Raw genomic sequence first — 26,240 nt, 5'->3', positions numbered from 1 at the left:
TACATATTATATCTAAAATAAAAATTGATAGGTAGCTTTCGGAGATTGCAAACTTTGTCTACATGTATTTCAGGAGGGTTAAAACGGGAATATTCTTAGAATACCTTTAACGGTAGTCAAATTAGGAAAGTTAATTGTAGACCTAACGTAAAACACATCGTTCATGATAAGACAGACTAGACATACTATTAAGTCTGTATGAACTTACCATCAAATTCATTTTACACAGACTACTATTCGAAGGAATATACATTTTTAGACAACGAAAAAAGCACAAGATCAAAAGATCTTGTGCTTTCACTTAAGAAAGATTAGTTGCTAACAACTTCTTTTCCTTTGTAAGTTCCGCAAGCTTTGCACACGCGGTGAGCAAGTTTCATGTCACCACAGTTTGGGCATTCTACCATACCAGGAACCTGTAATTTAAAATGGGTACGACGTTTTCTTTTTGCAGTTTTAGATGTTCTTCTAAAAGGTACAGCCATTCTTCCCACCTCCTTAAAGAGAATTAAGAAAGTTATGAAGGCCAGTTTTCGCTGGATTCTTCAAATGCTTCTTGTTTTTTCCTATCTTCCATTTCAGGAAGAAGAATCTTTTTGATCAAAAAAATTCGCTAGTCCTGCCAGACGAGGATCGATGCTCTCCTTCTTGTCCTGCTCTTGAATAACTTCCCAATCTTTACCTGATTGAGGAGCTCCTTCTTCTGTATGTTCTTCACTGAACACTTGGATAGGTACTTCAAGAATTAGAATTTCTTGAAGGACTGGCATTAAATCAATCACTTCGCCCTTTATTTGATGAATTTCCTCCTCGGTATCGATACCGTGGGCATTTAACAAGAAGGTTTCAATGGTCTCAACGTCGATTGGATAATTCACATCAACTAATGTTCGAGCACACGGAAGTACAAGATGACCCTTTATATGTAAATGAAAGGTCACACTAGCTGATTCAATATCAGCTCTCCCTGTTATATGCATTGGTGAAGCGCCTCTAATGTCAGATTCATTCTTTACGAGTTCGTCTACATTCACTACTTCATCAATTAGAAATTCTTTGTTTCGACTTTTTTGTAACTGACTTAAAGTCCATTTCATACGAATCACCTCAAGGCAACAAAGGTAATTATAGCTTTCATATCATTATTTGTCAATATTTTTTCTTTACACTTATCTGGGAGCAATCAAACATATAAAACACTTCCATTTAAGGTTGAATGAAGGCTTTCATTTTGTCTTTGTCTTTTTTCAATATATCCTTTTTATCATAAGATGACCATCATTTGCAAATGGTGATTGTTAGATTAAATACAGATTCATAAAAATACTTTTAAAGAAACACTAAAAATGTTATTTTTTATGAAAGAAACCGAAAGCAAATATGCCTTTCAAGCAAAGGAGTTTTTGTAGATGAAAGCAGTTGGAGTTGTTGTTGAATACAATCCATTTCACAACGGACATGCCTACCATATAAAAAAAGCAAAAGAAAGCACTCAAGCTGACCTAGTGATTGCTGTCATGAGTGGGAATTTCCTTCAAAGGGGAGAACCTGCTCTCGTATCCAAATGGACAAGGGCAGAAATGGCCATTCACGGGGGGGCTGACCTAGTTTTTGAATTACCTTATGCTTTTGCTACACAGCACGCTGAAATCTTTGCAGATGGAGCCATTTCGATCTTAGAGGCAGTAGGATGTGATTCTTTTTGCTTCGGGAGTGAATCTGGAAACGCCGATGATTTCAGAAGGACACTTCTCCTGATGCAGCAACAAAATGATCACTACCAACAATTAGTCAAAGAATTTTTAAGCAATGGGCATAGTTATCCAAAAGCCAATTCATTGGCTTTTAAAGAACTAGATCCGAATGATGACTTTGTAAATTTATCCATGCCAAATAATATTCTTGGACTTCAATACATGAAAGCCGTCGAAAATCAAAATGCAATGATTCAGCCTGTGACAATTAAACGAATTCATGCTGAGTACCATGATGAACATTTCAATGATACAGCTATTGCAAGCGCAACAGGCATTCGTAAAGCATTATTCTCTGTAGATGGTCTGTTAAAAGATATTCAAAAATATGTGCCATTGTCCACGTTTGAATTGCTCGTTCAATACAAAGAAAAATTTGGTTTGTTCCATCAATGGGAAAACTATTGGCCGTACCTTAAATATCGAATCCTTCAGTCTAGCCTCAAAGAACTTCAGGGGATTTACGAGGTTGAAGAAGGGATTGAACATCGTATATTTGATGCCGCCCTATCTGCAAGCTCATTTGAGGATTTAATGAAAAAAGTAAAAACGAAACGCTATACTTGGACACGGTTACAGCGCATTTTAGTACATATTCTTACAAATACCACTAAAGAAGAAATGCAAAAAAGCACTCTCCAAACTCGTTATTTACGATTGCTCAGCATGACCAATGAGGGTAGAATCTATTTAAATCAGCATAAAAAAGATTTCGCGCTCCCTGTTATCTCACGGGTCTCAAACACATTACACGAACTGTTATATACCGATTTAAAAGCTGGTCGAGTCTATGCACTACCTGCTGTTGCTACAAGCCAACGCATACTTTTGAGAGAAGACTTTGATCAATTCCCAAAAATCATCCCAAAAACTAAAATCGAATAAAGTAAGCAAAGCGTAACGCCCCAACCTACATGCAAGCTAACAATAACGCGTGTGGCGCTGTTTGTATGATCAATGTCCAATGGCCTCATCTATAATTCAAAGCCCGCAAGAAAACACTTTATCTTGCGGGCTTTACCTGGACCAAAAGAACCGATGGTGCTTGAAGCTAGTCACTGAATAATTAAGTAAAACTTCAAGAAAGTGAAACTTCATCTTTTCATTTCGAAATTTTACTTTCTTATCTTATAAAAAAAGACTGCAGGTAAGCTGCAGTCCTCAGACTGTTAACAATAAACGCAGGCATACGTCGTTGTTTAGCACCAAAGTCCTCTCATGAACCTTGTGTTCTTTTCTGCTCTTCATTTGACTGCTCGCTTAGTTTGACAAGCGTTTTCAAGGCATTCTTTAGGCCTTCGCTTATTATTAATAATTCCTCTTTAAAAACATGTAGCCAAAGCCGGTAATCGACTTTGAATACAATCTCATTACTTCAGGTAGCCTCATCTTTTCACTTATGATTTCGGTTCTAAATTCATTAAAAATTGGATGGCATCTTCAAATGTTTCAATCGGCACTATGATCATATCTGTTCCAATATCCTCAGCAACCTTCACTGCTGCTTGATAATTGGAATCTTCTCGATTGCCTTCATTTGGTGCAAAGAAATAATCAGCATTAGAATTATGTGCAGCTACGATCTTTTGCTCCACACCACCTATGCGACCGACAACACCCTCAGAGGAAATCGTCCCTGTTCCAGCGATGTCATAGCCTCTTGTAATGTCTTCTTCTGTTAATTGATTATATATTTCTAAGGAGAACATAAACCCAGCAGAAGGTCCACCAATTCGTTCTGTTTCAACTGTTACCTTTGGTTCTACAATGACCTCTTTATCATTGACTAATGAAATTCCTACACCTGGCTTGTTCGTTGCTGGAATCGTTATAAGTGTAAGCGTCTCTTCCATTATGCGTTCTTTCCTAACAATGGTTAAAGAAATCTCTTCATTTTCTTGCTTAGATGACACAAGCTCAATAAATTGTTCAGAAGACTCAAAGGGCTTCCCGTTTACATTTGTTATCCGATCTCCAGGTAGAAGAACGCCATCAGCAGGCATACCCTCCATCACGTTCAGCACGTATACACCTTTATAATCATAATCTACTGGAAAACCTGCATGTTTATAAGCAACTTCAATTGCTGCTGTTTTTGATGAATCCATTAAATATAACTGCCGTACTTGATATTCCTCTTCGGATTCATCTTCTCTACGCACCTCATTCAGCTCATGTAGTTCATGGTAGTTCCGCAGTTTTGTAGACAAATATGTATAGATATTCGCTCTTCCCATTCGAACCGTTGTGAGCATGAAACTTCCTTCTTCATCATATCCATTATCAACTGAAACAATTGGAGCAAGCTCCTGTGCCATACCAGGCTTAGAAACATAATATGGCAGCTTATATATTGAACCAACCATCATCAATATGGCGATAATGACGATTGACCTTGATAATAGCTTTCTTTTTTTCATTTCTTCTTCTCCCCCCACTTAATGATACAGGATTTAATTTCTTTTATATGATCCTTTGTTATTTTTTCCCCAACTTGAATGATTTCATCAATATTAGTGAATGCCTTTGAGCTATACATCTCCACATTCGGTTTTATCATGACATCTGAGGCAATTTCACGATTCGAAACAAGTTCCATTTGTAAAATGTCCAAACTTTGCATGATGACATCATAAATCGAATTGATTTCTGCATTTTGTTTTACTTGCGACACATCCACAGCAATGACAATATCAGCACCCATATCTTTTACGACTGACACCGGCACGCGATCAATTACTCCTCCATCGACAAGCAAACGACCTTCAATCTTTTCCGGCACAAAGATTCCTGGGATCGAGATACTCGCTCTGACAGCCTCTGCAATCGGGCCTTTATCAAAGATTACCTTTTCTCCGGCTTTTAAGTCAGTAGCTACAACTCGAACCGGGATATCTAAATCTTCAATATTTTTCCCATGAGTAAATACTCGTATTAATTCCTTTACTTTCTTACCAGAAATAAACCCCATCTTTGGTACAGTAAAGTCAAGATAGTACTTTCTCCTGAAAAATGTCGTTAACTTATATAATCGATCGATATCTTGACCAGCCCCATAGAAGGTTGCTACCATCGCGCCCATGCTGCTGCCAGCAATATAATCAATTGGAATGCCTTCATCACGTAAAACTTTAATGACACCAAGGTGTGCAAAACCTCTTGCTCCTCCCGAGCCAAGGGCAAGACCTATTTTCGGACGATTCAAGAGATTTCACCTCCTTTGATTAAAATAAATGGCTTATAAGAACATGGTCTATTTCCTAAATGGATGAGTATATTGATTAATATGAGGACATGCCATGTAATGCAATGAATCATAGCTTGGAAATAATAACATTATTTTAACACTTCTTAAATTCTACTGTATAGTAAGTTACATAGTAAGGGAGGCAACATATTTGTTCCGCTCAAAGCTAAAAACAATTGTTTTAGCATCTTCCGTCACTCTTATGGCACTCTCACTAATATCGTTTCCACAAGAAAGTGTGAATGCTTCAATAAGAGGATTAAATATGTGGTGGGAAATTGTTTTTCCATCTTTACTTCCATTCTTTATCATTTCAGAGATGTTGATTGGCTTTGGTGTCGTTCGCTTCATTGGTGTTTTATTAGAACCATTAATGAGACCTTTGTTTAAAGTTCCTGGAGTTGGTGGGTTTGTTATGGCAATGGGAATGGCATCTGGGTTTCCTTCTGGAGCAAAGTTAACAACGCGGCTACGTCAAGAAGGACAATTAACAAGAGTAGAAGCGGAAAGACTTGTTTCTTTTACAAATAGCTCCAACCCTCTTTTCATTTTTGGAGCAGTAGCTGTAGGCTTTTTTGATAATGCGAAATTAGGCATTATTTTAGCTCTTGCTCATTATTTAGGGAATATTTCTGTTGGGTTATGCATGCGATTCTACGGAAAAAACAACCCCATTCAAAAGCAAACTGCTGATAAAAAGAGTACGTTAAAAATTGCGTTTCGTGCATTACATGAAACAAGGCTTAAGGACAACCGCCCGATTGGAAAGCTCTTAGGTGATGCAGTAACTTCATCCATTCAAACATTATTAATGATCGGTGGATTTATTATCTTATTCTCCGTCTTAAACAAACTTTTGTTTCACATCGGAATTACAGTAATTATTGCTAAAATAATTGAAATTTTCCTTCCATTTTTCCAAGTATCAAAAGAAATCAGTCTTCCATTTATCTCAGGCTTGTTCGAAATTACACTTGGTAGCCAAATGACAAGCCAAGTTGAACATTCTAGTTTAATGATACAAGCTATTTTTGTAAGCATGATTCTAGCATTTAGTGGCTTTAGTGTACAGGCACAAGTTGCAAGCATTTTAGCACAAACAGATATTCGCTTTAAACCATACTTTTTTGCTAGAATACTACATTGTATGTTTGCAGCCATTTATACGTTCATTTTATGGAAGCCTGTTTATGAAAGAATCGCAACCAAAAATGAACCCTCACATGTACCTGTCTTTGGAGATGGGATGACAACTTGGTTTATGTATATGGTTAAATTCGGTCCAATCATCACAATTTCTGCATTATGCCTGTATAGTATCATCCTCTTCAGAAGATTAAATCATTCTAAATAGAAACTAAAAAAAGAAAAGATCAAGGATGCATCGTTTCTGCACACTTGATCTTTTTTTAGGAATATTATTATAAAAAGTTATTTTTTCTTGAATTTTTTGATTAACGCTTCTTCTACTACTTTCGGGACGAGTTCTGAAACATCTGCATTGTATTTTGCAACTTCCTTCACAATACTTGAACTTAAAAACGAATATTGGTTATTCGTCATTACGAAAAAAGTTTCAATTTCATCATTTAATACACGATTCATAGATGTTATTTGCATTTCATATTCAAAATCTGATACTGCACGTAACCCCCGAATAATCGCATGTGCATTCACACTTTTCGCATAATCCATTAACAGACCTTGGAAGCTATCAACCTTTACATTTGGTATATCCTTTGTTACTTCTTTTATTAATTCAATTCTTTCGTCTGAATTAAACAATGGATTCTTAGATGAATTATTTAATACTACAACATATAATTCATCAAAAACCTTTGCACCCCTTTTAATAATGTCTAAATGTCCAAATGTAATTGGATCAAAACTCCCTGGGCAAACAGCTATCCTACTCATTCCCAATGCATCCCCCTTGCTATCTTGAACGATGTGTCATCTGAATCATTGCACTTTTTTATAGATAGAGATTGTCGTCATCCCATATTTTTCATTGCGTGAACGTTGCAGATTTCCTACTTCATCTGGCAAGGACACCTCTGAACCATGTTCGCAAACAATTATCCCTTCATCTTTTAGTAAAGCTGATTCCTGTATTTTTTCTAACAACCTGATGAGTTGTTGTTTTTTATACGGAGGGTCAAGAAAAATCAAGTCAAAGATTAATTCTCTTTTAACAATAGCTTTTAGTGCTCTCTCAGCGTCGTTCCGATAAATCTCTACAACTGAATCTAAACCACATGATTCTACATTTTCATGAATGGTTTGAATGGCATAGCGATCACGATCGACCAAAATGGCCTGTTCGATACCTCGGCTCAATGCCTCGATTGCTAATCCTCCACTGCCTGCGAACAAGTCTAGACAAATACCCCCATTAAAATATGGTCCAACCATATTAAAGATCGATTCTTTTACTTTGTCTGTCGTTGGTCTTGTAGAAGTACCAGGAACAGCTTTTAATGATTTTCCTTTATGTATACCTGAAACAATCCGCATTTTATAATCACCACGATTTTTTCATTTTTCCCCAATATCCTATCATATTTCCAAGACATACACCACTCTCTTTTTGAAAGCGCAATCACAAATAAATACTGTCATTTATTTCTAATTAAATTAAACAAGACGTGTATAAGGCAATTGTTCTTGGAAATAATGTAATTAACAGCATCTAAGCGAAGATGTTGTTGCCAACCGCGGAGAAGACTTACGTTTCCCCATAAGTTCTTCCTCCGGTTTCTCCTCTCCCTTTGCCTTCTATCCAAGGATGGATATAGAAGGACCCTGCAGTTTGACTGCAGGGTTTTCTTTTTTTTATTCGTGTAAAAAGTCAATGGATTAAAAAATGCTGTAGATTTGAACCGATGTTTCATCCTCTTCAATGAGAATATTAAAGATCGATTGCAACCATTGCTTTTCAATATAATACGTGCTGTTTAATGTTTGCAACGGCTTCTGTAACAAGCCATAGTATTCTTCATTGTAAACGAAATACGTTTGATTGAAGTAAAAACGATAAGAATTTGATCCTTTCTCTAAGAAAATCGATTCCTCGCCAATAACTTCAACACTGTACCCTAACATTTTCATCGTCTCTACAAAGGGAAACAAACGGCTATTTGCATTATCATAAACAAGGTCTATATTTTCAATTGTTTCATCATTAAAAGAAAGTTGGCGATCATCATAATAAAAAAGCGGAACATTCCCATCTGATTGACCATTCAAGGCAAAAAATGATGTCCTTAATCCTTTAATATTTGTAAGAGATTGATCTAGCTTAGCAAGATTATATTTTCCAGACTCTTGTTTAAATGTGTTAAAGAATAAAGTCATTTCCTCTTCAGTTAGCTCTGTTTCTAACTCGCTATAAACCGCAACTGCCTTTGGATCTGTTGGTTTCTCCTTAAGAGCAAAAGATGTAAATAAATCTGTTAACCAATCCCCCTCTAAAGAAAGATGGTCAAATTTATTATAATAGTACTGACGTATTAAAAACTGTTCAATCTCATCTAGTGATTTTTCATTCACAACAAATAAATCATTTCCGATCTTTCCACTCTTATAGTTTGTTACAACTACAGTTGTATAAGGAAAGTCATTTAACTCATGAATTGAAGGTAAGGTAAGATCTTGCTGCTTTTCACTGTAAATCCCAATATTTCCTTTTGCTTTCACAAAATGCAATGGCGCTGGTTGCCAGTAAAGACTCGCTTCCTTGCTTTTCCCCTCAAACAAATAATAATCAATAAACTCCTTCTGTACGTTACCCTTAGCTGGTAAAGAGGTAGCCCATCCACTATCACGAAACACATGTTCAGTCACTCCTATTTCCATTTTAGACGTTTGAACATCTGCTATTTCAATTTTCCAATCCGCTAATGAAGCTGGTTTTGATTCTCGAGTGAAAGGAATGCTATATTGAAAGGTGATGTTTTCGACTTGAGAAATGGTTGTTTTTCCTTCTTCTAAACATGGCTCCCCTTCGTCGGTTATGCATGTCCAACTATCAATCATTTCAGGGACAATAATTTCATTTTGTTGATCTATATGTAATCCTGATATTGTTTGTTGAATATGTAGTTCATTTTTGAAGGCATCAATTGAGACAATCTGTTCTACTTGTTGAACCTCATAGTTTTCCGGGTCATTGTGCTCAGAATATGCATTCCATTGCCATAATAACATTCCTGCTATAGAAGTACTGAGCGAAATAAATATGAGACAAAATACTCTCCACATAGTAAATCCCCTTTATTGTCCTATTATATTAACAATAACAAAAAGTGGGATGTCCTGCACATATAAATTGCAAAAATAAATCAAAATTTGTAGAATTTCTGTTAAAAGTAGCAAAACCTTCTCTTCTCTTTTCTATTTGAAAATGATACAGTATGTAGGTAGTTTTTCATAAGGAGGTATACTGATGATACAACGTTTCATTGAACTTGGTGAAGGTTACTCTGACCTATATGAATTAATGGAAGTAGCAAAGCGTAATGAAGATCGAATCAAATTCATGCTCGTCTTAAAAACAACGATAAATAATCAGGATAAAATGTCGCTTGCAATCATATTGCAAAATGCAGAGGAAGGCAATTTCCTACCAATCTATATTTGTAGAGAAGGCATTCCATATATGCAAGACGGTTCAAATAAAAGATATGGACTGTTTGAAAAAATTGCGAAGGAATTGAATCACCCAATTATTGAGATTTCGGTTAAACCTTCGACAATATTTGCTGATAAAGACCTTTATTATCAATACTTAATCGGCATTCTTCGTTTAAATCACTATCTTCCGCCTTTGCATTAATACTTATTCTTATAAACAAATAGACAAAGTCGAATTTCGACTTTGTCTATAAAATTCCTAATTGTTGGCTTAAATCCCCATTTTATAATCGTACTCTTTTGCCTTATCTGGCAATGAGTTTTCAAACTCCATTTTTAAAAATGGCTTGTAGGAAGGCTCAACTTTTTTAACGAAGGAAAAAGAATTGAGTTTATCCATAATCGACTCTACATCATTCATGTCACAATAAACGACGACATACTTTAGTTTTTTGGAGACGTAATGTACATTTCCGAATCTTCTTAACATTTTGGCTTGTTTTAACGTATAAAGCCAGACAATTATTCCCTGTCTTTGCCCAATCATATATCTACCTCACAAACGTACAATCTTTTAATTAGTCTAGCATAATCGCAATAACGAGGCAATCTAGGTTTTTCCCACTTTTTTAATTTTATTCAGAAAAAGAGAGCGGCATGACTAAAGTCATGCCGATTTCAATTATGCTGAACAACTGCAGCCCCCACCTGAACCACAACCTCCAGAACAACTTGAGAAAAACAAATTCCCAGTTGGTACCTTTATATAATCTGAAACAGAATGCCCAATGAGGACACTTACTTCATCTAGAAGATCTTGTAGTTGATTTTCTGCTTTACGAAACTGAGCAACATGCTCATCCATGTCCATTTCTCTCTTATATTGTCGTATTGATGTCATAACATGTTTATAATCAGGGTGGTATTTACCGAAGCGCTGAACTTCCTCATACCGCTCTTTCATCTCAACAAAATTGCGGATTTTTCTTTGAGTATCTATATTTGTTTGCAGCTTCACTAAGCATTCTTTGTAATGCTTTGCATCAGTCGAATCTACAATCATTGCTGAAATTTCATCCGCTAAATCTAATATTTGTACCCTTTCAAAAGTAGCAAGCATTTATTGGCTCACCTCCGTTTTTTCATTTTATCATGAAACTCTTGATTTCAAAAGAGTTCAACTAACTAAGAAAACTTACTAAGAGACTTGTACGGTTACATGTTTTGTAAGCTTTTCCTTTTTAGGTTGCACAACATCTAAGCGAATCGTATGTACACCTGTTGGCATATTTTTCAACACAAAGGCAGCTGTGGACACCTCTTCTACTTTTTTTCCATTCACATATACGTGAATCTTCGCACCTCCTTTTTCTTTTCTAAAGCTATACTGAGGCACTACACATTCGATTAAAACATCGTTCCCTTTCAATTGATAATTTGTATAAAATGGATCCTCTTCATTCTGTTTAAGCTGCATGACACTGGCAAGTGCACTTTCTTCTACTTGTCCAAGTGAAACCTGCTCGACCTTTACTTCTGACTCAGGAACCGGTATTTCCTTCGTACATCCTACTAAACAAAACGATAGCAATAAGACAATTAATAAAGAAGCACGTTTATTCATGAGAAACACATCCTCTATATCTTTTGAGGATAGTGTTTACCTATTCACTATGAAATAATCGAAGAACAAGTTTATCTGTACTCTTCAAACAGTAGATTACCAACAACACCACTTTATGTGGCATTGTTGGCATTATGTGCCCAGAACTACTTTTGATTCATCGCTTGAAACATACCCATCATTAAAGAAGCAACTTGGACACCATTTGAGAACTTTTGAACATGATCTGGGATTGTTTTTTTATGAAAGTGCAGGGAAGCAATTTCAAATTTATTAAGGTCCATTGGGTTTCTAGTTAGAATACGATACCATGAGGGCTGCTCTCTAATGAATTTTTTCAATTCAGCATTTTGTTCGATATACTCGCGAACCTCTCTTCTCATCTTCACACCTAATCCTTTCTAAACCCAAACGGATTTGGTTTGGACTCTGCTTTCTTTGCAGTAGCCGCACCTCCAACAGTGCTTCCAGTAAAGCTGCCTAATACTCCTTGAATTGCGCCTAGCGCCTGACTTAAATTACTCACATAGCCTTGCATTTGTTGAACATCGACGTTTTTTACAGAGTTTAACACTGTTTTCATCCATTCGGGCTGGCCATCATCTAAAGTTGTATCACTAGCGTTCTCCCCTGTGACACGGTCCTTCTTCCACCTTGTATCTTCATCACCTAACAAGTACCATTCCTCATATATTTCTTGAAGTGTCCGCCTTCCATCCTTCACTTCATCGAGTACTTGAGGATGTTCTTTAACGAACTGTTTAAACTGTATAATTGAAGGATGCAGCTTCTTCTTACTCACTTTTCTCACCCCGCTCATTACAAATGCCTAGTATACAATATGTAATCCAAACGAAATGGGTGATTGTTCTACAGCATACCGCTATTCATTTTTTTCTTTAAGAATGATACGATACAAGTAAAGCTTCTCGTCTAATTATGTAGTAAAGGGGGCTGTGTAGAAAATGGTAACGGCGATCGTCATACCCATCATTTGCATTTATTTCTTTATCATTACTTTGAGAGAGCGTAAAAAGTACAAACAACAATGGGAATCCCTTAACAATGTAAAAGAAGACTCCTTCATTGATGGGACAATTACATATTTATCCGAAACAAAAGAACATTTTCACTATGGGTTGTATGTGTACGTAATCGAAATACATATTAAAGAATCTTACACTGTACATGTGGCAAAAAAGATAGTTAAGCATCCATATGATGACAATAAGTTAAATGTGAAAATTGGTGATCAAGCTCGACTTTACGGAAACTGGATTCATGAGTATTTTCAAATTAGTAGAGTAGAATATGTGCCCACAAACTAGACTAAAGCCACTATGCGTGGCTATAATACTCCACGCATAGCTTAGTGCACATCTTCCCATTTCTCAATAAAGTTTTGAGTATAATGCCTTTTATATACTCCCACACCAAGATGAGTGAATCCATCATGCAAAAGACTTTCTCTATGACTTTCACTGTTTAACCATCCTTCGACAACTGCAGGTGCATCTATATAGTTTGCAGCTATGTTTTCACCCGCAGATAAATATAATATGCCTTCATTTGTTAATCGATCTGCAAGTTCCCCTTGTTGCTCTGAAACATGTGAAAATTGATTCGTGTCATACATTTCTTTGCTATGTGAATAAGCAATATTCGAAGTTTCTTCATCCCATTTTAATGGTTCAAGATCATGTCGAACTCTAATTATATTTGTAAGGTCAAAGATTTGCTTTTGCTTTCCTAATTCTACTTCCTTTTCTTCTTCAAGCGTTCTTTTCTTTGGTTCCAACAATTCCCCGCGATACACCATTTCATATGGCCTCATTTTTACAAGAGCATCACCCGTAATAATTCGTATACTAGATAATGTTTGCTCCATCTGGTCGAAGTATAAGATTCCAAAAACATCTCCTAATTTGATAATCGGTCGAACCAATAGTTCTTCTTCACTCAGTTCGAATCGATAATTACTTCCTCTCACATGAACGTTCATTCTCTGCTCGAATGTGATGGACTCCTCAATGCTTTCACGTGATTCTCCAATTGAAAACGGATTAACATCACTATCCTTCCCTGTAACAAAAGTGGTTACTACCTCATCATCAATAAGTCCAAATTGTATATATTCCGTGTAACTGATTGGATACACCCACCAATTATAATCATATAAGGATGGATCCCTTCGAACAGGTTCTCCAAACAACTGCAATAGCTCATCCGCTGAATGTCCAATATACGTAAAAGCACCTTTCGATGGCAACTCTTCTGATTCCAATTCTTGTTCATTGTCACTTACCTCCTCAGAATGAGAGAGTAGCTCCTCTTTCGTTGTGACCTCTTCTTCTTCTTTGTTTTCAATTTGTATAATTAATAATATCAGTACAATAAATGCAGTAATGATTATCCCGTAAGACTTCAATTTGTATTCCCTCCTCTGACAATGTAAAATTCTAGTACTATTTATATGAACTAGAAATAAAAATAGTCGTAAATATCTCATTTCTTTTTCGAAGTAGGGAAAACTAAGAGACATGTTTCATATCTTTTAAACAACATTGTTCGGGATTTTCTTTAGTAGACATTGCAACTTTTTCCTTTTTAAACTATTATTAAATTTGAGATGAGTCTGTATAAATCAATTTTTTTATACATACGAACAGTTTTCAATGTATGGATTTTAGGAGGGACTTCAAATGAAATTTGAAAACACTGGTTTAGAACAATTTAAAGCAGATTTAACTAGACTAGACGAAGTAATGACTTCTCACGGCCTAATACGTGCTGAGCAATGGGATTATGAGCGAGTTACATACGATCGAAAGTTTGAATTAAAAGATGGTGTATTTTACTTACGTATTCTAGCCTATGCAGTAGAAGGCGATGTTGGAGCGCATTCTGCTACAATGCAAATTAAGACACCTTTATTAGGAAAGCATTATTACCCACATGGTGTTGAATACGGTGAGGGAGAGAGTTTTCCAAAAACATTAGTCTCTCAATGTGAAAAGATTCTAGCTGACGTAAAAAAAGAAGTAGAAGTATTTGCTAATTAATAGCAACATATAGAAAAGCCCGGAAGGATTGCTCCTCTCCGGGCTTTCATGTGCACACATTCTTATAATCCTAAAATAGCCTTAATGACTGACGTCGTTTCACCGCCATGGTAAAAGACATATAATAGAAGATAAACAGCTACACCTGTAATTGCTGTAAAGAACCAGACAACACTTGAAATCGGGCCTAATTTACGGTGTCTAGCTAGTTTGTTTTTGTAGCCAGTATATAGAGAACTAATCCCCAAAACCGCTCCTATTGTCGCCAATGTAATATGGAAAATCAAAAAGATTGTGTAATAAATCTTAATATCATCTGGGCCACCAAATGCTGTATTTCCAACAAAGATTGTTCGGCTTGCATAGATAATAAAAAAGATGACCGCAAAAATACCAGCTAATGTCATTGAAAATTTATGCGCGTCCAACTTACGTTTGCTAATTTGAACCCATCCAATTGCAACCATGATTGCACTTAGCACAATAAAAAACGTACTAATTGTAGGTAGTAAAGGCAAAGAATGTTCCATGAATGCTACTTCCTCTCTATTCTATGTAATAAATCTCATGACACATATTGATAATTTTAGATGATGAGGTCACATTTTTCAATGGACATCGCTACGTTTCGGAAAAAGTTCTCTATTTGTTCATATTTAGACAATGTAATTGTGACATTTTCCACAGATAAACCAGACAAAATACCCCATCATTTACATGATGGGGTTGTTGTTTTATTCAATAGGCTGTGGATTCATTAGCTTTTGGTTCTCGAGTTCTCCATCTGCCTGTTCCTTGCGATACCATTCAAAGAATACCGATGCCAAGACAAAGCCGTATACAATCTCTTGTATGACTTTCATGATGACTCCACCAAGCTGCTGATCATGCACCATTGACATTGAAGTAAACATTTCTGGACCACTTAATTCTAAACCTGCAAGCATTGTCCCTGGCACACATAAGGCAAGTGCCTGCATCCACATGGTTGGATCGGAGTATGTTGCATATAAAGGAGTATCAGCAAAGATAATTAACGCACATGCTGGTGTTAATAAAACTCCGTCTGCAAAGATATATCCGATTTTTTTTAAGCCACTTAAGCTTTTTTCTTCAGGAAGTGGGTTAATCAAAGGCCACCACATAATAATAGATACGATAAATAGCGCCGCTGTATAAATAGAATGTAGAAGCATATCCGTTTTAATTGTATCGAAAATAAGTGGAATGTGATAAAAAGAGAACATTCCATTAAATAAAATTAAAGCAATGATTGGCTTTGTTAAAAAGCGAAAAGTTGAGCCTAGTATTTTATTGTTTAACATTGCTCGCCATATCCAATTTGGCACTCCACGAATAATAAAGATTGGAATAATCAAATAAAGCACAGCCATTTGAATCATATGTGCATAAAACATTAAGTGCCCCATTAAATCTAATGGCGATCCTTTAATAATGTATAATACCACAATACCGATTGTAAAATATGTACCTTGTTTCATCGTTAATGGCTCACTATTCGAAAATTTCTTTCGATATGTGATTGTAATTAAGAAGAAGGCAATCAACACAAGAACTAATGTAGCAAAAAAGTAAGGACTCCACATTGCACGAAATCCAAATATTTCTAGCGGCACTTATCTCCACCCCATTTAAGCGTAATATTCTTCTAAACCATTTTCACCTAGAAGAGTCATTGCTATTATACTATTCTTCAATAGCAATAACAACATGCAATGGAAAGAGGAAAGACCATCATCGTAAAACTCATCTTATAAAAAAACAGCTGTGCGATTGCACAGCCGTTTTAATGTCCTAATATTGTCTATTACTAATCTTCATCTGGTAAAAATAGTCCATACGTTGATAGACAGTCGTTTCAGCTTTTCAAATTACCACCAAATAATTGTCATGAACGCTAGTAATGTGATGAATCCAACGAATACGCCAGAGTATAAGAATAATGCTGGAGCTTCGTGTCCTTTATGACTCATATGCATGAAGTAATAAAGTTGAAATGCTACTTGAACACCAGCTAACACAAGGATGAAGGGAACTGCAAACGATGATGTAAATCCTTCATACCCAACTGCTAAGAAAGCAACAAGTGTTAAGAAAATCATGATCGCAAATGAAATCACTTGATACTTCATTTCCTCTGCACTTTTCTTACGGCGATATTCAATGTCGACTTTAGGGTTACCTGAGTTTAATTGTTCATTTGTCATCAGTTTATCCCACCATTCCCATTAAATATACAACAGTGAAGATGAATACCCATACAACGTCAATGAAGTGCCAATAAAGGCTGGCTACAAAGAACTTAGGTGCTGTGTATAGGTCCAATCCTCTCTTCCTGTTTCTTACCATCAGTGTAATGATCCATAGTAAACCGAAAGCAACGTGGGCCCCGTGGAAGCCTACTAATGTATAGAATGCACTACCGAAGGCACTGCTAGTAAAAGTAAAACCAAAATGATGAACATAGTGATAGAACTCATAAATTTCTAAGCCTAGGAATGCTAAACCTAATGCAACTGTAATTCCTAACCAAAGCTGCATCTTCTTAAAGTTGAAGTTCTTCATATGGTACATCGCATACACACTTGTTAATGAGCTTGTAAGTAAGATCATTGTCATTAAGAAAACAAGTGGCATTTCGAATAAATCTTTTGCTAATGGCATTTCTTGATTTGGCACTTTATCCTTTAGCGCTAAGTATGTTGCAAACAGCGATGCAAACAATACAGTTTCTCCACCAAGGAAGAACCAAAAGCCTAAAAATTTATTTTTCCCTTCGAGGGTTTGTTTTTCAGGCGACGCTGGCCAATTTTCATATGTCATTTTTTCATTTGAAGCCATTACGCCTTACCCCCTTTGTCCTCGTCAATTAAGTCTTCTTTATGAATATGGTAACCGTGATCATCCTTAATTGAACGAACGAACATTGCACCAAGTGTAATCAACATACCGATGATTAAGACTGGGATACCCCAAGTGTTGCCTTCATCTGATTGATACATCGCACCGAAAGCTGCAATGAACAATCCTAATGAAATGACAAACGGAATGAAAGAGTTATTCGGCATATGGATATCTCCAACTGGTTCAGCTGGTGTCATTTCTTTTTTGCCTTCCATCTTTTCAATCCAGAATGCATCTAAACCACGAACAAGTGGCAATTGCTTAAAGTTGTAGAACTCTGGTGGTGATGGCAATGACCATTCTAGCGTACGTCCATCTCCCCAAGGATCTGGGCCAACTTTTTCGTTCTTAATGCTAGTAATAATAATGTTAATTAATAAAATTATTGTAGACACTGCCATGAATACGGCCCCGACTGTACTTATCATGTTTCCAACTTCAAATCCACGATCAGCTTGGAACGTAAAGATACGACGTTGCATCCCCATTAGTCCTAAGAAGTGTTGGATAAAGAATGTTAAGTGGAAACCGATTAAGAATAACCAGAACGTCCATTTACCTAATTTCTCATTTAACATTGTACCAAACATTTTTGGCCAATATAGATGTGTACCTGCTAATAGTGCAAATACAACCCCACCAACGATTACATAGTGGAAGTGAGCGACTACGAAATATGTATCGTGGTATTGGTAGTCTTGCGCAGCAGATGCAAGCATTACTCCAGTTACTCCACCCATTGTGAATGAAGGAATGAATGCTACTGCATACATCATAGGCGTTGTGAATTTAATACTTCCGCCCCACATTGTGAATAACCAGTTAAAGATTTTAATACCGGTTGGAACAGCAATCGCCATTGTTGCAACAGAGAAGATTGCGTTTGCAATTGGACCCATACCTGTTGTAAACATGTGGTGAGCCCATACCATGAAACCTAAGAATCCGATTAACACAGTTGCAAAAACCATTGATGAATAACCGAATAAACGCTTTCTTGAGAAAATCGCAAAGATTTCAGAGAAAATACCGAATGCCGGTAAAATTAAGATATAAACTTCTGGGTGACCAAAGATCCAGAATAAATGCTCCCAAATAATCGTGTTTCCTCCCATTAATGGGTCAAAGAAATTTGCTCCAAACATACGGTCAAACATCATTAAGAAAAGACCAACTGTTAATGGAGGGAAAGCAAATAAGATCAATGCAGATGTTACGAATGTTGACCATGTAAACATCGGCATACGCATGTAAGTCATACCAGGAGCACGCATGTTGATAATCGTTACTAGGAAGTTAATTCCCCCGATTAACGTACCCGCACCAGATATTTGTAAACCTAATACGTAAAAGTCAATTCCATGTCCTTCAGATGCTAGCGACAAAGATGCATAAGAAGTCCAACCTGCATCAGGTGCTCCACCTAAGAACCAAGATAGATTTAAGAATACTCCTCCAAAGAAGAACAGCCAAAATCCTAATGAGTTTAAAAATGGAAATGCAACGTCACGCGCACCGATTTGAAGTGGCATGATCGCGTTCATAAATGCAAAGACGAGCGGCATGGCGGCAAGAAAAATCATCGTTGTTCCATGCATCGTTAAAATTTCATTATAAAGTCCCGCACTGATAAAATTGCTATCCGGTACCGCTAATTGGATACGGATAAACATCGCTTCTAATCCACCGACGATGAAGAAAAACCCACCGGCAACTAGATAAAGAATCGCGATTTTCTTATGGTCTACTGTTGTTAAGTAATCCCATAAAACAGCGCCGAAACCCTTTTTCTGAGCTACGCTACTCACGTTTTTACCTCCCTTAAACAAAACCCCTAGTTATCTGAAACTTTAAGGCCCATTAAATATTCAGTTATTGCATCAATTTCAGCAGGTTGTAATTCTCGATAAGCATCTGTCATTTTGTTACCTGGTTTTAATTTTTCAGGATCAGCTAGCCAATTCTTCACATTCTCTTCCGTGTTCTCTAAATATCCAAGAACATGCTTGCGATCACCGAAGTTCGCTAAGTTTGGACCTGAAGAAGATTGACCAGTCGTTACAGCGTGACAACCAATACAGCTTTCATTGAATAATTCTTGACCTTGTTGTGCAGTTGCTGATTGTGCTACTGCTGGTTCAGTTACTGCTTGCATATCAGCAATCCAAGCATCGAATTGATCTTTTGGAATCGCACGAGCTTTAAACTCCATTAGTGCATGTGATGGTCCACAAAGCTCTGCACATAAACCGTAGAAAATATTGTCTTGAACTTCGTCAGCTTTTTCACTGTCAAATGTTAAATAGAACTCATTTGTGTTATCAGTGTTCGTATCGATTTTTCCTCCAACTGCAGGAATCCAGAATGAATGTTTTACATCTGATGCAATTAAGCTGAAGTAAACTCTTTCATCTGTAGGTACAACAAGCTCTTGGCTTGTAATAACCCCTTCATTTGGATACTCAAATTGCCACCAATATAGGTTCGCACGAACGTTTACGACGGTAACATTTGAATTACCTTCTTCATCCACTTCATGCATTGGTGCTGTATCAGCAAAATCAAAAGTTGCTTTTACTGTAGGTACTGCAATAATCAGTAGCAATAGAATTGGAATAACAGTCCATAGAATTTCTAAAGTATGACTTCCTTCAACTTGTTTCGGAATCTTCTCATCACGGCGACGGAACTTAAAAATAACAATTAAGAAAATTACCGTAACCACTAGAATGACTCCAACCATTACTGCTGTGCTTAATAGCATAAGGTCAAACTGCCTTTGCGCTACTTCACCAGCCGGTTGTAGTGTTGATAAATGTGGCAACCCACAACCTGCAAGTAAGAGCGACAGCATTGCGATTAAGAACACAAAACGCGCTTTTGCAAGCCTTTTCATAGCTTTTCCATACCCCTCTTTCGTGAATATTCATTAAGTAAAAAATATATGGTTAAATTCTTTCCTCTAAATATAGAAAAGAAAGAATCCCCCTACTAAAGTTAAATAAGTGTGACAATTACCATAGATACAAATAAAATGGTCAAGTATTGTATTGAATATACAAACATTAATGTCGCCCATTTAATATCATTTTTAAATTTATTTGCATAAAATGCGGTCAATAACCACCCTATGTTTAATGCTGTCGCTAAAACAACAAAAACGATACCTAATTCCAACATAAAAAACGGAATTGGGAATAGGAAGAAAATCCATAGTATTGTACTTCTTTTTGCTGCTTTAAAGCCTTTTATGACTGGAAGCATCGGTACATTTGCTGCTCGATACTCTTCTGCTCTTCTCATTGCTAATGCATAGAAATGAGGTGGCTGCCAGATAAACATTATTAAAAATAACATCCATGCCATCGGGTGTAGTCCTGGATCTACTGCAGCCCAACCAATTAACGGTGGTACAGCACCAGATATACTTCCAACAATCGTATTTGAGACAAATCTGCGCTTTGTCCATATCGTGTAGAGAACAATATAGCTAAAAACCCCTATTATTCCTATAAAGGTAGCCGTCCATGTTGTCAGCGCTAACAATGATGTACCTACAATCAACAAAATACTACTGAAAGCAGCAACCTTTTTCGGATTAACCTTTCCAGTCACAGTTGGCCGCGCTTTTGTTCGTTCCATTAGATGATCAATATCGCGATCTATGTAATTATTCAACACACAAGCTCCTGCGATAATAAGAGAGGACCCTATTAAAGCCAACAGTACTGTGTCTAGATTTCGAAAGAAACTTTGGTCTGTAAAATACAGAGCCAACCAAATACCAGTGAATGTAGTAATCGCATTGGAATTGACAATCCCAATTTTTATAAGGGAAGTAATATCATTCCAAACGGTTGTCGTTGGAATATTCTTCTCCAACTCATTCGTATTGACATTTGTTTGATCAAAGGTCCTTGTATTTGACATCCCTTCGCCTCCTTCCTCTTTCATCTTTACCCACAATCAAATAGAAATGCACCTACTACTATAAAACATTATTCTCAACATTGCCATATTTGATTGAAAATTCATGCGAAGGATGTGTTGACTATTATTACCACAATAACTTTACAACGTGCATATAGTGGTAATTTCATCATTTATTTGTAAAAAATGCGTTCCTTCTGTATATTAAATCACACTTTTGTGTTATTTTGTGAAATTTTCTTGAAATAATTATGACTAATTTGTGTCATAGGTATTTTTTTATTAAAGAATAGTCGTTTTTCTGGGATAATAAAGAAGAGTTTGAATAGTATTATGAAGTTCAATTAGGTGATACTTGCTAAAACATCCCTCTACTTCTAGTTCTAGCAAACTCCATTACAAGTTTCAATACATAATTCCAAAAAACAAGAATACTTTCTGACTAGATTTCTTGAAATTTATTTATCCTTCACTATAGTCCATGAGGAATTCCTTTGATGTTTTATTGTAAAACAAGGACAATTCCTGTACTATCAAATAGGTGAATGAAATCAACATCTGTTAAGACAAGTCATTCGGAAATATTTTAAGTAGGTGACAGACATTGCATCGTTCTTTAAAATGGTTTGCAGTATTAACAACTATTGGCATGCTCCTCGTTTTATTAGGTGGAGCACTTGTAACAAAAACCGAGTCTGGTGAGGGCTGCGGAACATCATGGCCACTATGTCACGGAGAACTAATCCCTTCAGAAATTACTTCTGAACTCGTGATAGAGCTATCACACAGAGTCGTATCAGGCAGTGTTGGAATAATGGTTCTGATTTTATCAGTCTGGACTTGGAAAACGATTGGGCATATTCGTGAGACGAAGTTTTTAGCCGCCTCATCATTTATTGTACTCGTAATCCAAGGGTTAATAGGTGCTGCGGCAGTAATGTGGGGGCAATCAGATTTCATTATGGCTCTACATTTTGGTATTTCTCTCATCTCATTTGCTGCTGTCTTGTTGTTAACTTTACTTGTTTTTGAAGTAGATAAGAAGTTTGATGCTGAGGGGCTCATCATTGATAAGAGAATGCGTTTTCACATTATCGGCATTATCACTTATACTTTTATAGTTGTCGTATACTCAGGTGCGCTCGTAAGACATTTAGACGCTAGTCTCATCTGCTTAGACTGGCCGCTATGTAACGGTGAAGCTACACTTCCAAGAAATCTATATGAATGGGTACAGATGGGGCATCGAGCTGCAGCTGGACTGGTTTTCATTTGGATCGCATATGTTACATATTTAGCTGTGAAGCATTATAATCATCAAAAAGTCATTTACTGGGGTTGGATCATTGCGTTAATTCTTGTTACGTGTCAAGTTCTTTCAGGTGCATTAGTCGTTCTTACTCAATTAAACTTGTTCATAGCACTTGCACACGCGTTTTTCATCTCCTGCTTGATTGGACTGCTATCATATTTTGTATTACTCGTCACAAGAAGTAAAACAAACGTCCTTCAGAATAAGAAAGTTCAGAAATCAGATAAGAATAAATCGGATGCTGCACCACCAATTGTTTAACATATAGAAAAAGCGCTAGGGAATCCCCTAGCGCTTTTTCTTACAATGTCACGTTTCTATTATTTACTTAATTCTATTAAAAGGTCCCCTGTTTGAATAGCTTCCCCATTCTTCACATATAAATCACCTACAACTCCTGAGAATGGAGCTTGAACGGTTGTTTCCATTTTCATAGCTTCCGTAATCAGTAGATGATCTCCTTTTTCGACTTTTTCACCCTTATCAACCAACACTTTTACGACAGTACCAGGCATTGTTGCACCGATGTGAAATTCATTATGTGGATCAGCTTTCGCTTTTGCAGAAACAACAGATTTGATACTTTCATCCTTTATCACTACTTCACGAGGCTGTCCATTTAGTTCAAAGTAGATAACTCTCGTACCGTCTGGTTGCGGTTGGCTAATAGACACTAGCTTTACAATTAATGTTTTACCTTTTTCAATTTCAACTTCAATTTCTTCACCTAAGCGCATCCCATAAAGAAAAGTTGGTGTATCTAGCACTGAAATATCACCAAATTGCTCAAATGTTTTAATATAATCCATATAAACTTTTGGGTACAACGCATATGCTAAAACATCAAAGCTCGTCACTTGGCGGTTTAACTCTTTGAATAGCTTTTCTTTTAGAGATTGAAAATCTACATCTTCTAGCAGCTCTCCAGGTCTAACTGTAATCGGTTTTTTATCTTTCAAAATGACTTTCTGTAGATCTTCAGGAAATCCACCATAAGGTTGACCTAAATAGCCTTCAAATAACTCGACAACTGAGTCTGGGAAATTTAAAGAGTGACCCTTTTCTAAGACGTCCTTTTCAGTTAATTGATTTTGAACCATATATAATGCCATATCGCCGACTACCTTAGAAGATGGTGTAACCTTAATAATGTCTCCAAACATATGATTAACCGTAGTATACATTTCTTTTACTTCGTCCCACTTATCACCAAGTCCAACACCTTTTGCCTGTTGCTGCAAGTTGCTATACTGACCGCCTGGCATTTCATGCTGATAAATTTCTGTATGAGGAGCAACCATACCAGATTCAAAATCCTTATAGTATTTACGCACATCCTCCCAGTAATATGATAATTGTTCAAGAGAGTCAATGCCCATGTCTGGTTGGCGCTCTGACCCTTCTAAAGCATAGTACAATGTGTTTGCACTAGGCTGTGATGTTAAACCTGCCATTGTGCTTAAGGCTACATCAACAATATCTACTCCAGCTTCAATTGCTTTAGCATACATATAGATCCCATTTCCACTTGTATCATGTGTATGAAGATGGATTGGAAGATCTACCGTTTCCTTTAATTCAGAAATTAGCGCATATGCTGATTGTGGTTTTAACAAGCCAGCCATATCTTTAATTGCAAGAATATGCGCTCCTTGTTTTTCTAGCTCTTTTGCCATTGACTTATAATACTCTAAATTGTATTTCGTTCTCGTTGGACTATAGATATCTCCAGTATAACAAATAGCTGCTTCTGCAATTTTTCCAGATTGACGAACTGCATCAATAGCTACTTCCATTCCCTTAACCCAGTTCAAACTATCAAAAATACGGAAGACATCGATTCCTGCCTCCGCTGATTTGTTAACAAACTCACGGATAACATTATCTGGATAGTTCGTGTAGCCAACAGCATTTGATGCACGAAGCAACATTTGCAAGAGTACATTTGGCATTTTTTCACGAAGAGTCAATAATCGCTCCCACGGATCCTCTTTTAAGAAACGATAAGCAACATCAAATGTTGCTCCTCCCCACATTTCATAAGAGAACATATTCGGTAACATTTTCGCTGTTGGCTCAGCAATCTTTGCTAAATCATATGTTCGAATACGTGTTGCGAGCAATGATTGATGTGCATCACGGAATGTCGTATCTGTTAGAAGAACATTCTTTTGATCTCTAACCCATTTGACTAATCCATCTGCACCCTCCCTGTCAAGAATTTGCTTCGTTCCAGCTTGGTATCCTTGTCCTAAATCTAGCTTTGGAACTCTTGGTATATCAAATACTGGACGTTTCTTCTTTTCGATACCAGGGAATCCATTTACAGTTACATTTCCGATATAAGAAAGCATCTTTGTTCCACGGTCTTTTCGTTTAGGAAAAATAAATAATTCGGGTGTTTGATCAATAAATGATGTATCATACTCCCCTTTTTTGAACTTCTCATGCTTTACTACATTTTCTAGAAACGGGATATTCGTTTTGATTCCACGAATACGGAATTCTTGTAAATTACGTATCATTTTTGCTGAGGCTTGTTCAAACGTCATCGCATGGGTCGATAGTTTAACGAGCAGCGAATCGTAATGGGGTGTAATCACAGCTCCTTGGAATCCGTTTCCTGCATCTAAACGAACACCAAAACCTCCCCCAGAACGATATGCCATTAACTTCCCAGTATCAGGCATAAAATGATTTAATGGATCCTCAGTCGTTACTCGTGATTGAATCGCAAATCCATTAATATGAATATTTTCCTGTGTTGGTATTCCTGCCTCTTTATCATGCAATCCAATACCTTGTGCGACAAGGATTTGTGACTGAACGATGTCAACACCTGTGATCATTTCTGTTATTGTATGTTCCACTTGAATACGTGGATTTACTTCGATAAAGTAAAATTCGTTACCAGAAACAAGAAACTCTACCGTTCCAGCATTAATATAATCAACCTTTTTCATTAAACGCACTGCTGCATCACAAATTTCTTGTCGTAAATCAGCGTCCAAAGATACACAAGGAGCAACCTCAACCACTTTCTGGTGGCGTCTTTGAACAGAGCAATCTCTTTCAAATAAGTGAATGATATTGCCCTTTATATCTGCAAGAATTTGTACTTCTATATGCTTTGGTTTTTCAACAAACTTCTCTACGTATACTTCATCGTTTCCAAAGGCTGCCTTTGCTTCTGACTTCGCGCGATCAAATGATTCTTTGACGTCTTCAAGTTTGCGAACAATACGCATACCCCGGCCCCCGCCACCTAAAGATGCTTTGATAATGATTGGGAAGCCATGCTCATTCGCAAAAGCCACTACATCATTATGATGTTCAACTGGGCCGTCACTTCCAGGTATAACTGGAATATCAGCAGCAATTGCTTGCGAACGCGCTTTTACTTTATCACCAAACATATTTAAATGTTTCGATTTTGGTCCAATAAAAATAATACCTTCATCTTCACAGCGCTTTGCAAAATGGATATTTTCAGATAAAAACCCATATCCAGGATGGATCGCATCCACTCCACTCATTTTTGCAATTTCTATAATTCCGTCGATATCAAGATAAGCATCGATTGGTTTTTTCCCTTCACCAACTAAATACGCTTCATCTGCTTTATAGCGATGATATGAACCTGAATCTTCCTTAGAATATATTGCAACAGTACGGATATTTAATTCTGTACATGCTCTAAACACACGAATTGCAATTTCTCCTCGGTTTGCCACTAACACTTTATTCATTT

Annotated in this window: 27 protein-coding genes; 6 read left to right on the top strand and 21 right to left on the bottom strand. The window is 36.7% G+C overall.

What is annotated here, in order from left to right:
* Positions 1 to 311: 311 nt before the first annotated feature.
* Both rpmF and AC6F34_RS08595 read right to left on the bottom strand, forming a co-directional pair.
* The gene (gene rpmF, locus AC6F34_RS08600) at positions 312 to 485 is read right to left on the bottom strand and encodes a 50S ribosomal protein L32 (RefSeq protein ID WP_307477699.1); all 174 of its coding nucleotides are present in this window, start codon (positions 483 to 485) and stop codon (positions 312 to 314) included.
* A gap of 93 nt (positions 486 to 578) precedes the next feature.
* Positions 579 to 1,097, bottom strand: coding sequence for a YceD family protein (locus AC6F34_RS08595; protein WP_500771068.1), 519 nt, complete (start codon positions 1,095 to 1,097; stop codon positions 579 to 581).
* Between the two features lie 312 nt (positions 1,098 to 1,409).
* Between AC6F34_RS08595 and AC6F34_RS08590 the strand changes: the two genes are divergently transcribed.
* Entirely contained in the window at positions 1,410 to 2,639 is a 1,230-nt protein-coding gene (locus tag AC6F34_RS08590; RefSeq protein ID WP_500771066.1) for a nucleotidyltransferase, read from the top strand.
* A 512-nt stretch (positions 2,640 to 3,151) separates the two neighbouring features.
* Here the strand turns inward: AC6F34_RS08590 and AC6F34_RS08585 are convergent.
* Both AC6F34_RS08585 and AC6F34_RS08580 read right to left on the bottom strand, forming a co-directional pair.
* The gene (locus tag AC6F34_RS08585; RefSeq protein WP_500771064.1) at positions 3,152 to 4,174 is read right to left on the bottom strand and encodes a SepM family pheromone-processing serine protease; all 1,023 of its coding nucleotides are present in this window, start codon (positions 4,172 to 4,174) and stop codon (positions 3,152 to 3,154) included.
* Entirely contained in the window at positions 4,171 to 4,959 is a 789-nt protein-coding gene (locus tag AC6F34_RS08580; RefSeq protein WP_500771062.1) for a patatin-like phospholipase family protein, read from the bottom strand. The genes AC6F34_RS08585 and AC6F34_RS08580 overlap by 4 nt, the downstream gene beginning before the upstream one ends.
* Before the next feature lie 193 nt (positions 4,960 to 5,152).
* Here AC6F34_RS08580 and spoVV point away from each other — a divergent pair, with 193 nt between their 5' ends.
* The gene (gene spoVV / locus AC6F34_RS08575; protein WP_500771060.1) at positions 5,153 to 6,355 is read left to right on the top strand and encodes a dipicolinic acid transporter SpoVV; all 1,203 of its coding nucleotides are present in this window, start codon (positions 5,153 to 5,155) and stop codon (positions 6,353 to 6,355) included.
* Positions 6,356 to 6,432: 77 nt separating this feature from the next.
* Here the strand turns inward: spoVV and coaD are convergent, their stop codons facing one another.
* The 3 genes from coaD to AC6F34_RS08560 all read right to left on the bottom strand — a co-directional run bounded on the left by coaD (position 6,433) and on the right by AC6F34_RS08560 (position 9,264).
* The gene (gene coaD, locus AC6F34_RS08570; protein WP_500771058.1) at positions 6,433 to 6,918 is read right to left on the bottom strand and encodes a pantetheine-phosphate adenylyltransferase; all 486 of its coding nucleotides are present in this window, start codon (positions 6,916 to 6,918) and stop codon (positions 6,433 to 6,435) included.
* Between the two features lie 45 nt (positions 6,919 to 6,963).
* The gene (gene rsmD / locus AC6F34_RS08565) at positions 6,964 to 7,518 is read right to left on the bottom strand and encodes a 16S rRNA (guanine(966)-N(2))-methyltransferase RsmD (protein ID WP_500771056.1); all 555 of its coding nucleotides are present in this window, start codon (positions 7,516 to 7,518) and stop codon (positions 6,964 to 6,966) included.
* Positions 7,519 to 7,860: 342 nt separating this feature from the next.
* Positions 7,861 to 9,264, bottom strand: a complete 1,404-nt coding sequence (locus AC6F34_RS08560; protein WP_500771055.1) for a hypothetical protein — start codon at positions 9,262 to 9,264, stop codon at positions 7,861 to 7,863.
* A 184-nt stretch (positions 9,265 to 9,448) separates the two neighbouring features.
* Here AC6F34_RS08560 and AC6F34_RS08555 point away from each other — a divergent pair, with 184 nt between their 5' ends.
* Positions 9,449 to 9,838 (top strand): DUF7147 family protein, encoded by a 390-nt coding sequence (locus AC6F34_RS08555; protein WP_500771053.1) that lies wholly within the window; start codon positions 9,449 to 9,451, stop codon positions 9,836 to 9,838.
* A 69-nt stretch (positions 9,839 to 9,907) separates the two neighbouring features.
* Here AC6F34_RS08555 and AC6F34_RS08550 read toward each other — a convergent pair whose 3' ends face one another.
* From AC6F34_RS08550 to ylbD, 5 genes are all read right to left on the bottom strand, one after another.
* The gene (locus tag AC6F34_RS08550) at positions 9,908 to 10,183 is read right to left on the bottom strand and encodes a YlbG family protein (RefSeq protein WP_500771051.1); all 276 of its coding nucleotides are present in this window, start codon (positions 10,181 to 10,183) and stop codon (positions 9,908 to 9,910) included.
* 135 nt (positions 10,184 to 10,318) lie between these two features.
* Complete coding sequence (locus tag AC6F34_RS08545) at positions 10,319 to 10,756, bottom strand: YlbF/YmcA family competence regulator (protein ID WP_500771049.1); 438 nt, start codon at positions 10,754 to 10,756, stop codon at positions 10,319 to 10,321.
* 78 nt (positions 10,757 to 10,834) lie between these two features.
* The gene (locus tag AC6F34_RS08540; protein ID WP_500771047.1) at positions 10,835 to 11,260 is read right to left on the bottom strand and encodes a hypothetical protein; all 426 of its coding nucleotides are present in this window, start codon (positions 11,258 to 11,260) and stop codon (positions 10,835 to 10,837) included.
* Positions 11,261 to 11,406: 146 nt separating this feature from the next.
* On the bottom strand, positions 11,407 to 11,643 hold the full coding sequence (locus AC6F34_RS08535) for a YlbE-like family protein (protein WP_500771045.1): 237 nt from the start codon (positions 11,641 to 11,643) through the stop codon (positions 11,407 to 11,409).
* A gap of 8 nt (positions 11,644 to 11,651) precedes the next feature.
* On the bottom strand, positions 11,652 to 12,062 hold the full coding sequence (gene ylbD, locus AC6F34_RS08530) for a spore coat protein YlbD (RefSeq protein WP_500771043.1): 411 nt from the start codon (positions 12,060 to 12,062) through the stop codon (positions 11,652 to 11,654).
* Between the two features lie 163 nt (positions 12,063 to 12,225).
* Here ylbD and AC6F34_RS08525 point away from each other — a divergent pair, with 163 nt between their 5' ends.
* A complete protein-coding gene (locus AC6F34_RS08525; protein WP_500771041.1) occupies positions 12,226 to 12,588 on the top strand; it encodes a hypothetical protein in 363 nt (120 codons plus the stop codon).
* A 41-nt stretch (positions 12,589 to 12,629) separates the two neighbouring features.
* On the opposite strand, the gene AC6F34_RS08520 is transcribed toward AC6F34_RS08525, so the two are convergent.
* The gene (locus AC6F34_RS08520) at positions 12,630 to 13,688 is read right to left on the bottom strand and encodes a CAP domain-containing protein (protein WP_500771039.1); all 1,059 of its coding nucleotides are present in this window, start codon (positions 13,686 to 13,688) and stop codon (positions 12,630 to 12,632) included.
* A 274-nt stretch (positions 13,689 to 13,962) separates the two neighbouring features.
* Here AC6F34_RS08520 and AC6F34_RS08515 point away from each other — a divergent pair, with 274 nt between their 5' ends.
* Positions 13,963 to 14,322: a YugN family protein gene (locus tag AC6F34_RS08515; RefSeq protein ID WP_500771037.1), complete on the top strand. Its 360-nt coding sequence runs from the start codon at positions 13,963 to 13,965 to the stop codon at positions 14,320 to 14,322.
* Between the two features lie 62 nt (positions 14,323 to 14,384).
* On the opposite strand, the gene AC6F34_RS08510 is transcribed toward AC6F34_RS08515, so the two are convergent.
* The 7 genes from AC6F34_RS08510 to cyoE form a co-directional block, all read right to left on the bottom strand.
* Positions 14,385 to 14,852, bottom strand: coding sequence for a DUF420 domain-containing protein (locus tag AC6F34_RS08510; RefSeq protein WP_500771035.1), 468 nt, complete (start codon positions 14,850 to 14,852; stop codon positions 14,385 to 14,387).
* Between the two features lie 204 nt (positions 14,853 to 15,056).
* On the bottom strand, positions 15,057 to 15,959 hold the full coding sequence (gene ctaG, locus AC6F34_RS08505; protein ID WP_500771033.1) for a cytochrome c oxidase assembly factor CtaG: 903 nt from the start codon (positions 15,957 to 15,959) through the stop codon (positions 15,057 to 15,059).
* Positions 15,960 to 16,214: 255 nt separating this feature from the next.
* Positions 16,215 to 16,550, bottom strand: coding sequence for a cytochrome c oxidase subunit IVB (ctaF, locus tag AC6F34_RS08500; RefSeq protein ID WP_500771031.1), 336 nt, complete (start codon positions 16,548 to 16,550; stop codon positions 16,215 to 16,217).
* A gap of 4 nt (positions 16,551 to 16,554) precedes the next feature.
* Complete coding sequence (locus AC6F34_RS08495) at positions 16,555 to 17,184, bottom strand: cytochrome (ubi)quinol oxidase subunit III (RefSeq protein ID WP_500771029.1); 630 nt, start codon at positions 17,182 to 17,184, stop codon at positions 16,555 to 16,557.
* Positions 17,184 to 19,055, bottom strand: coding sequence for a cytochrome c oxidase subunit I (gene ctaD / locus AC6F34_RS08490; protein ID WP_500771027.1), 1,872 nt, complete (start codon positions 19,053 to 19,055; stop codon positions 17,184 to 17,186). The genes AC6F34_RS08495 and ctaD overlap by 1 nt, the downstream gene beginning before the upstream one ends.
* A gap of 26 nt (positions 19,056 to 19,081) precedes the next feature.
* Positions 19,082 to 20,143 (bottom strand): cytochrome c oxidase subunit II, encoded by a 1,062-nt coding sequence (gene coxB / locus AC6F34_RS08485; RefSeq protein WP_500771025.1) that lies wholly within the window; start codon positions 20,141 to 20,143, stop codon positions 19,082 to 19,084.
* Between the two features lie 101 nt (positions 20,144 to 20,244).
* Positions 20,245 to 21,177 (bottom strand): heme o synthase, encoded by a 933-nt coding sequence (cyoE, locus tag AC6F34_RS08480; RefSeq protein ID WP_500771023.1) that lies wholly within the window; start codon positions 21,175 to 21,177, stop codon positions 20,245 to 20,247.
* 604 nt (positions 21,178 to 21,781) lie between these two features.
* Here cyoE and AC6F34_RS08475 point away from each other — a divergent pair.
* Entirely contained in the window at positions 21,782 to 22,750 is a 969-nt protein-coding gene (locus AC6F34_RS08475; RefSeq protein ID WP_500771021.1) for a COX15/CtaA family protein, read from the top strand.
* Positions 22,751 to 22,809: 59 nt separating this feature from the next.
* Here the strand turns inward: AC6F34_RS08475 and pyc are convergent, their stop codons facing one another.
* Positions 22,810 to 26,238 (bottom strand): pyruvate carboxylase, encoded by a 3,429-nt coding sequence (gene pyc / locus AC6F34_RS08470; RefSeq protein ID WP_500771019.1) that lies wholly within the window; start codon positions 26,236 to 26,238, stop codon positions 22,810 to 22,812.
* Between the last annotated feature and the right edge of the window lie 2 nt (positions 26,239 to 26,240).

The organism is Niallia sp. CD-39 (assembly GCF_059874745.1).
Note: the sequence above shows the minus strand (reverse complement) of the source record. Positions and strands in the feature narration are given on the sequence as shown.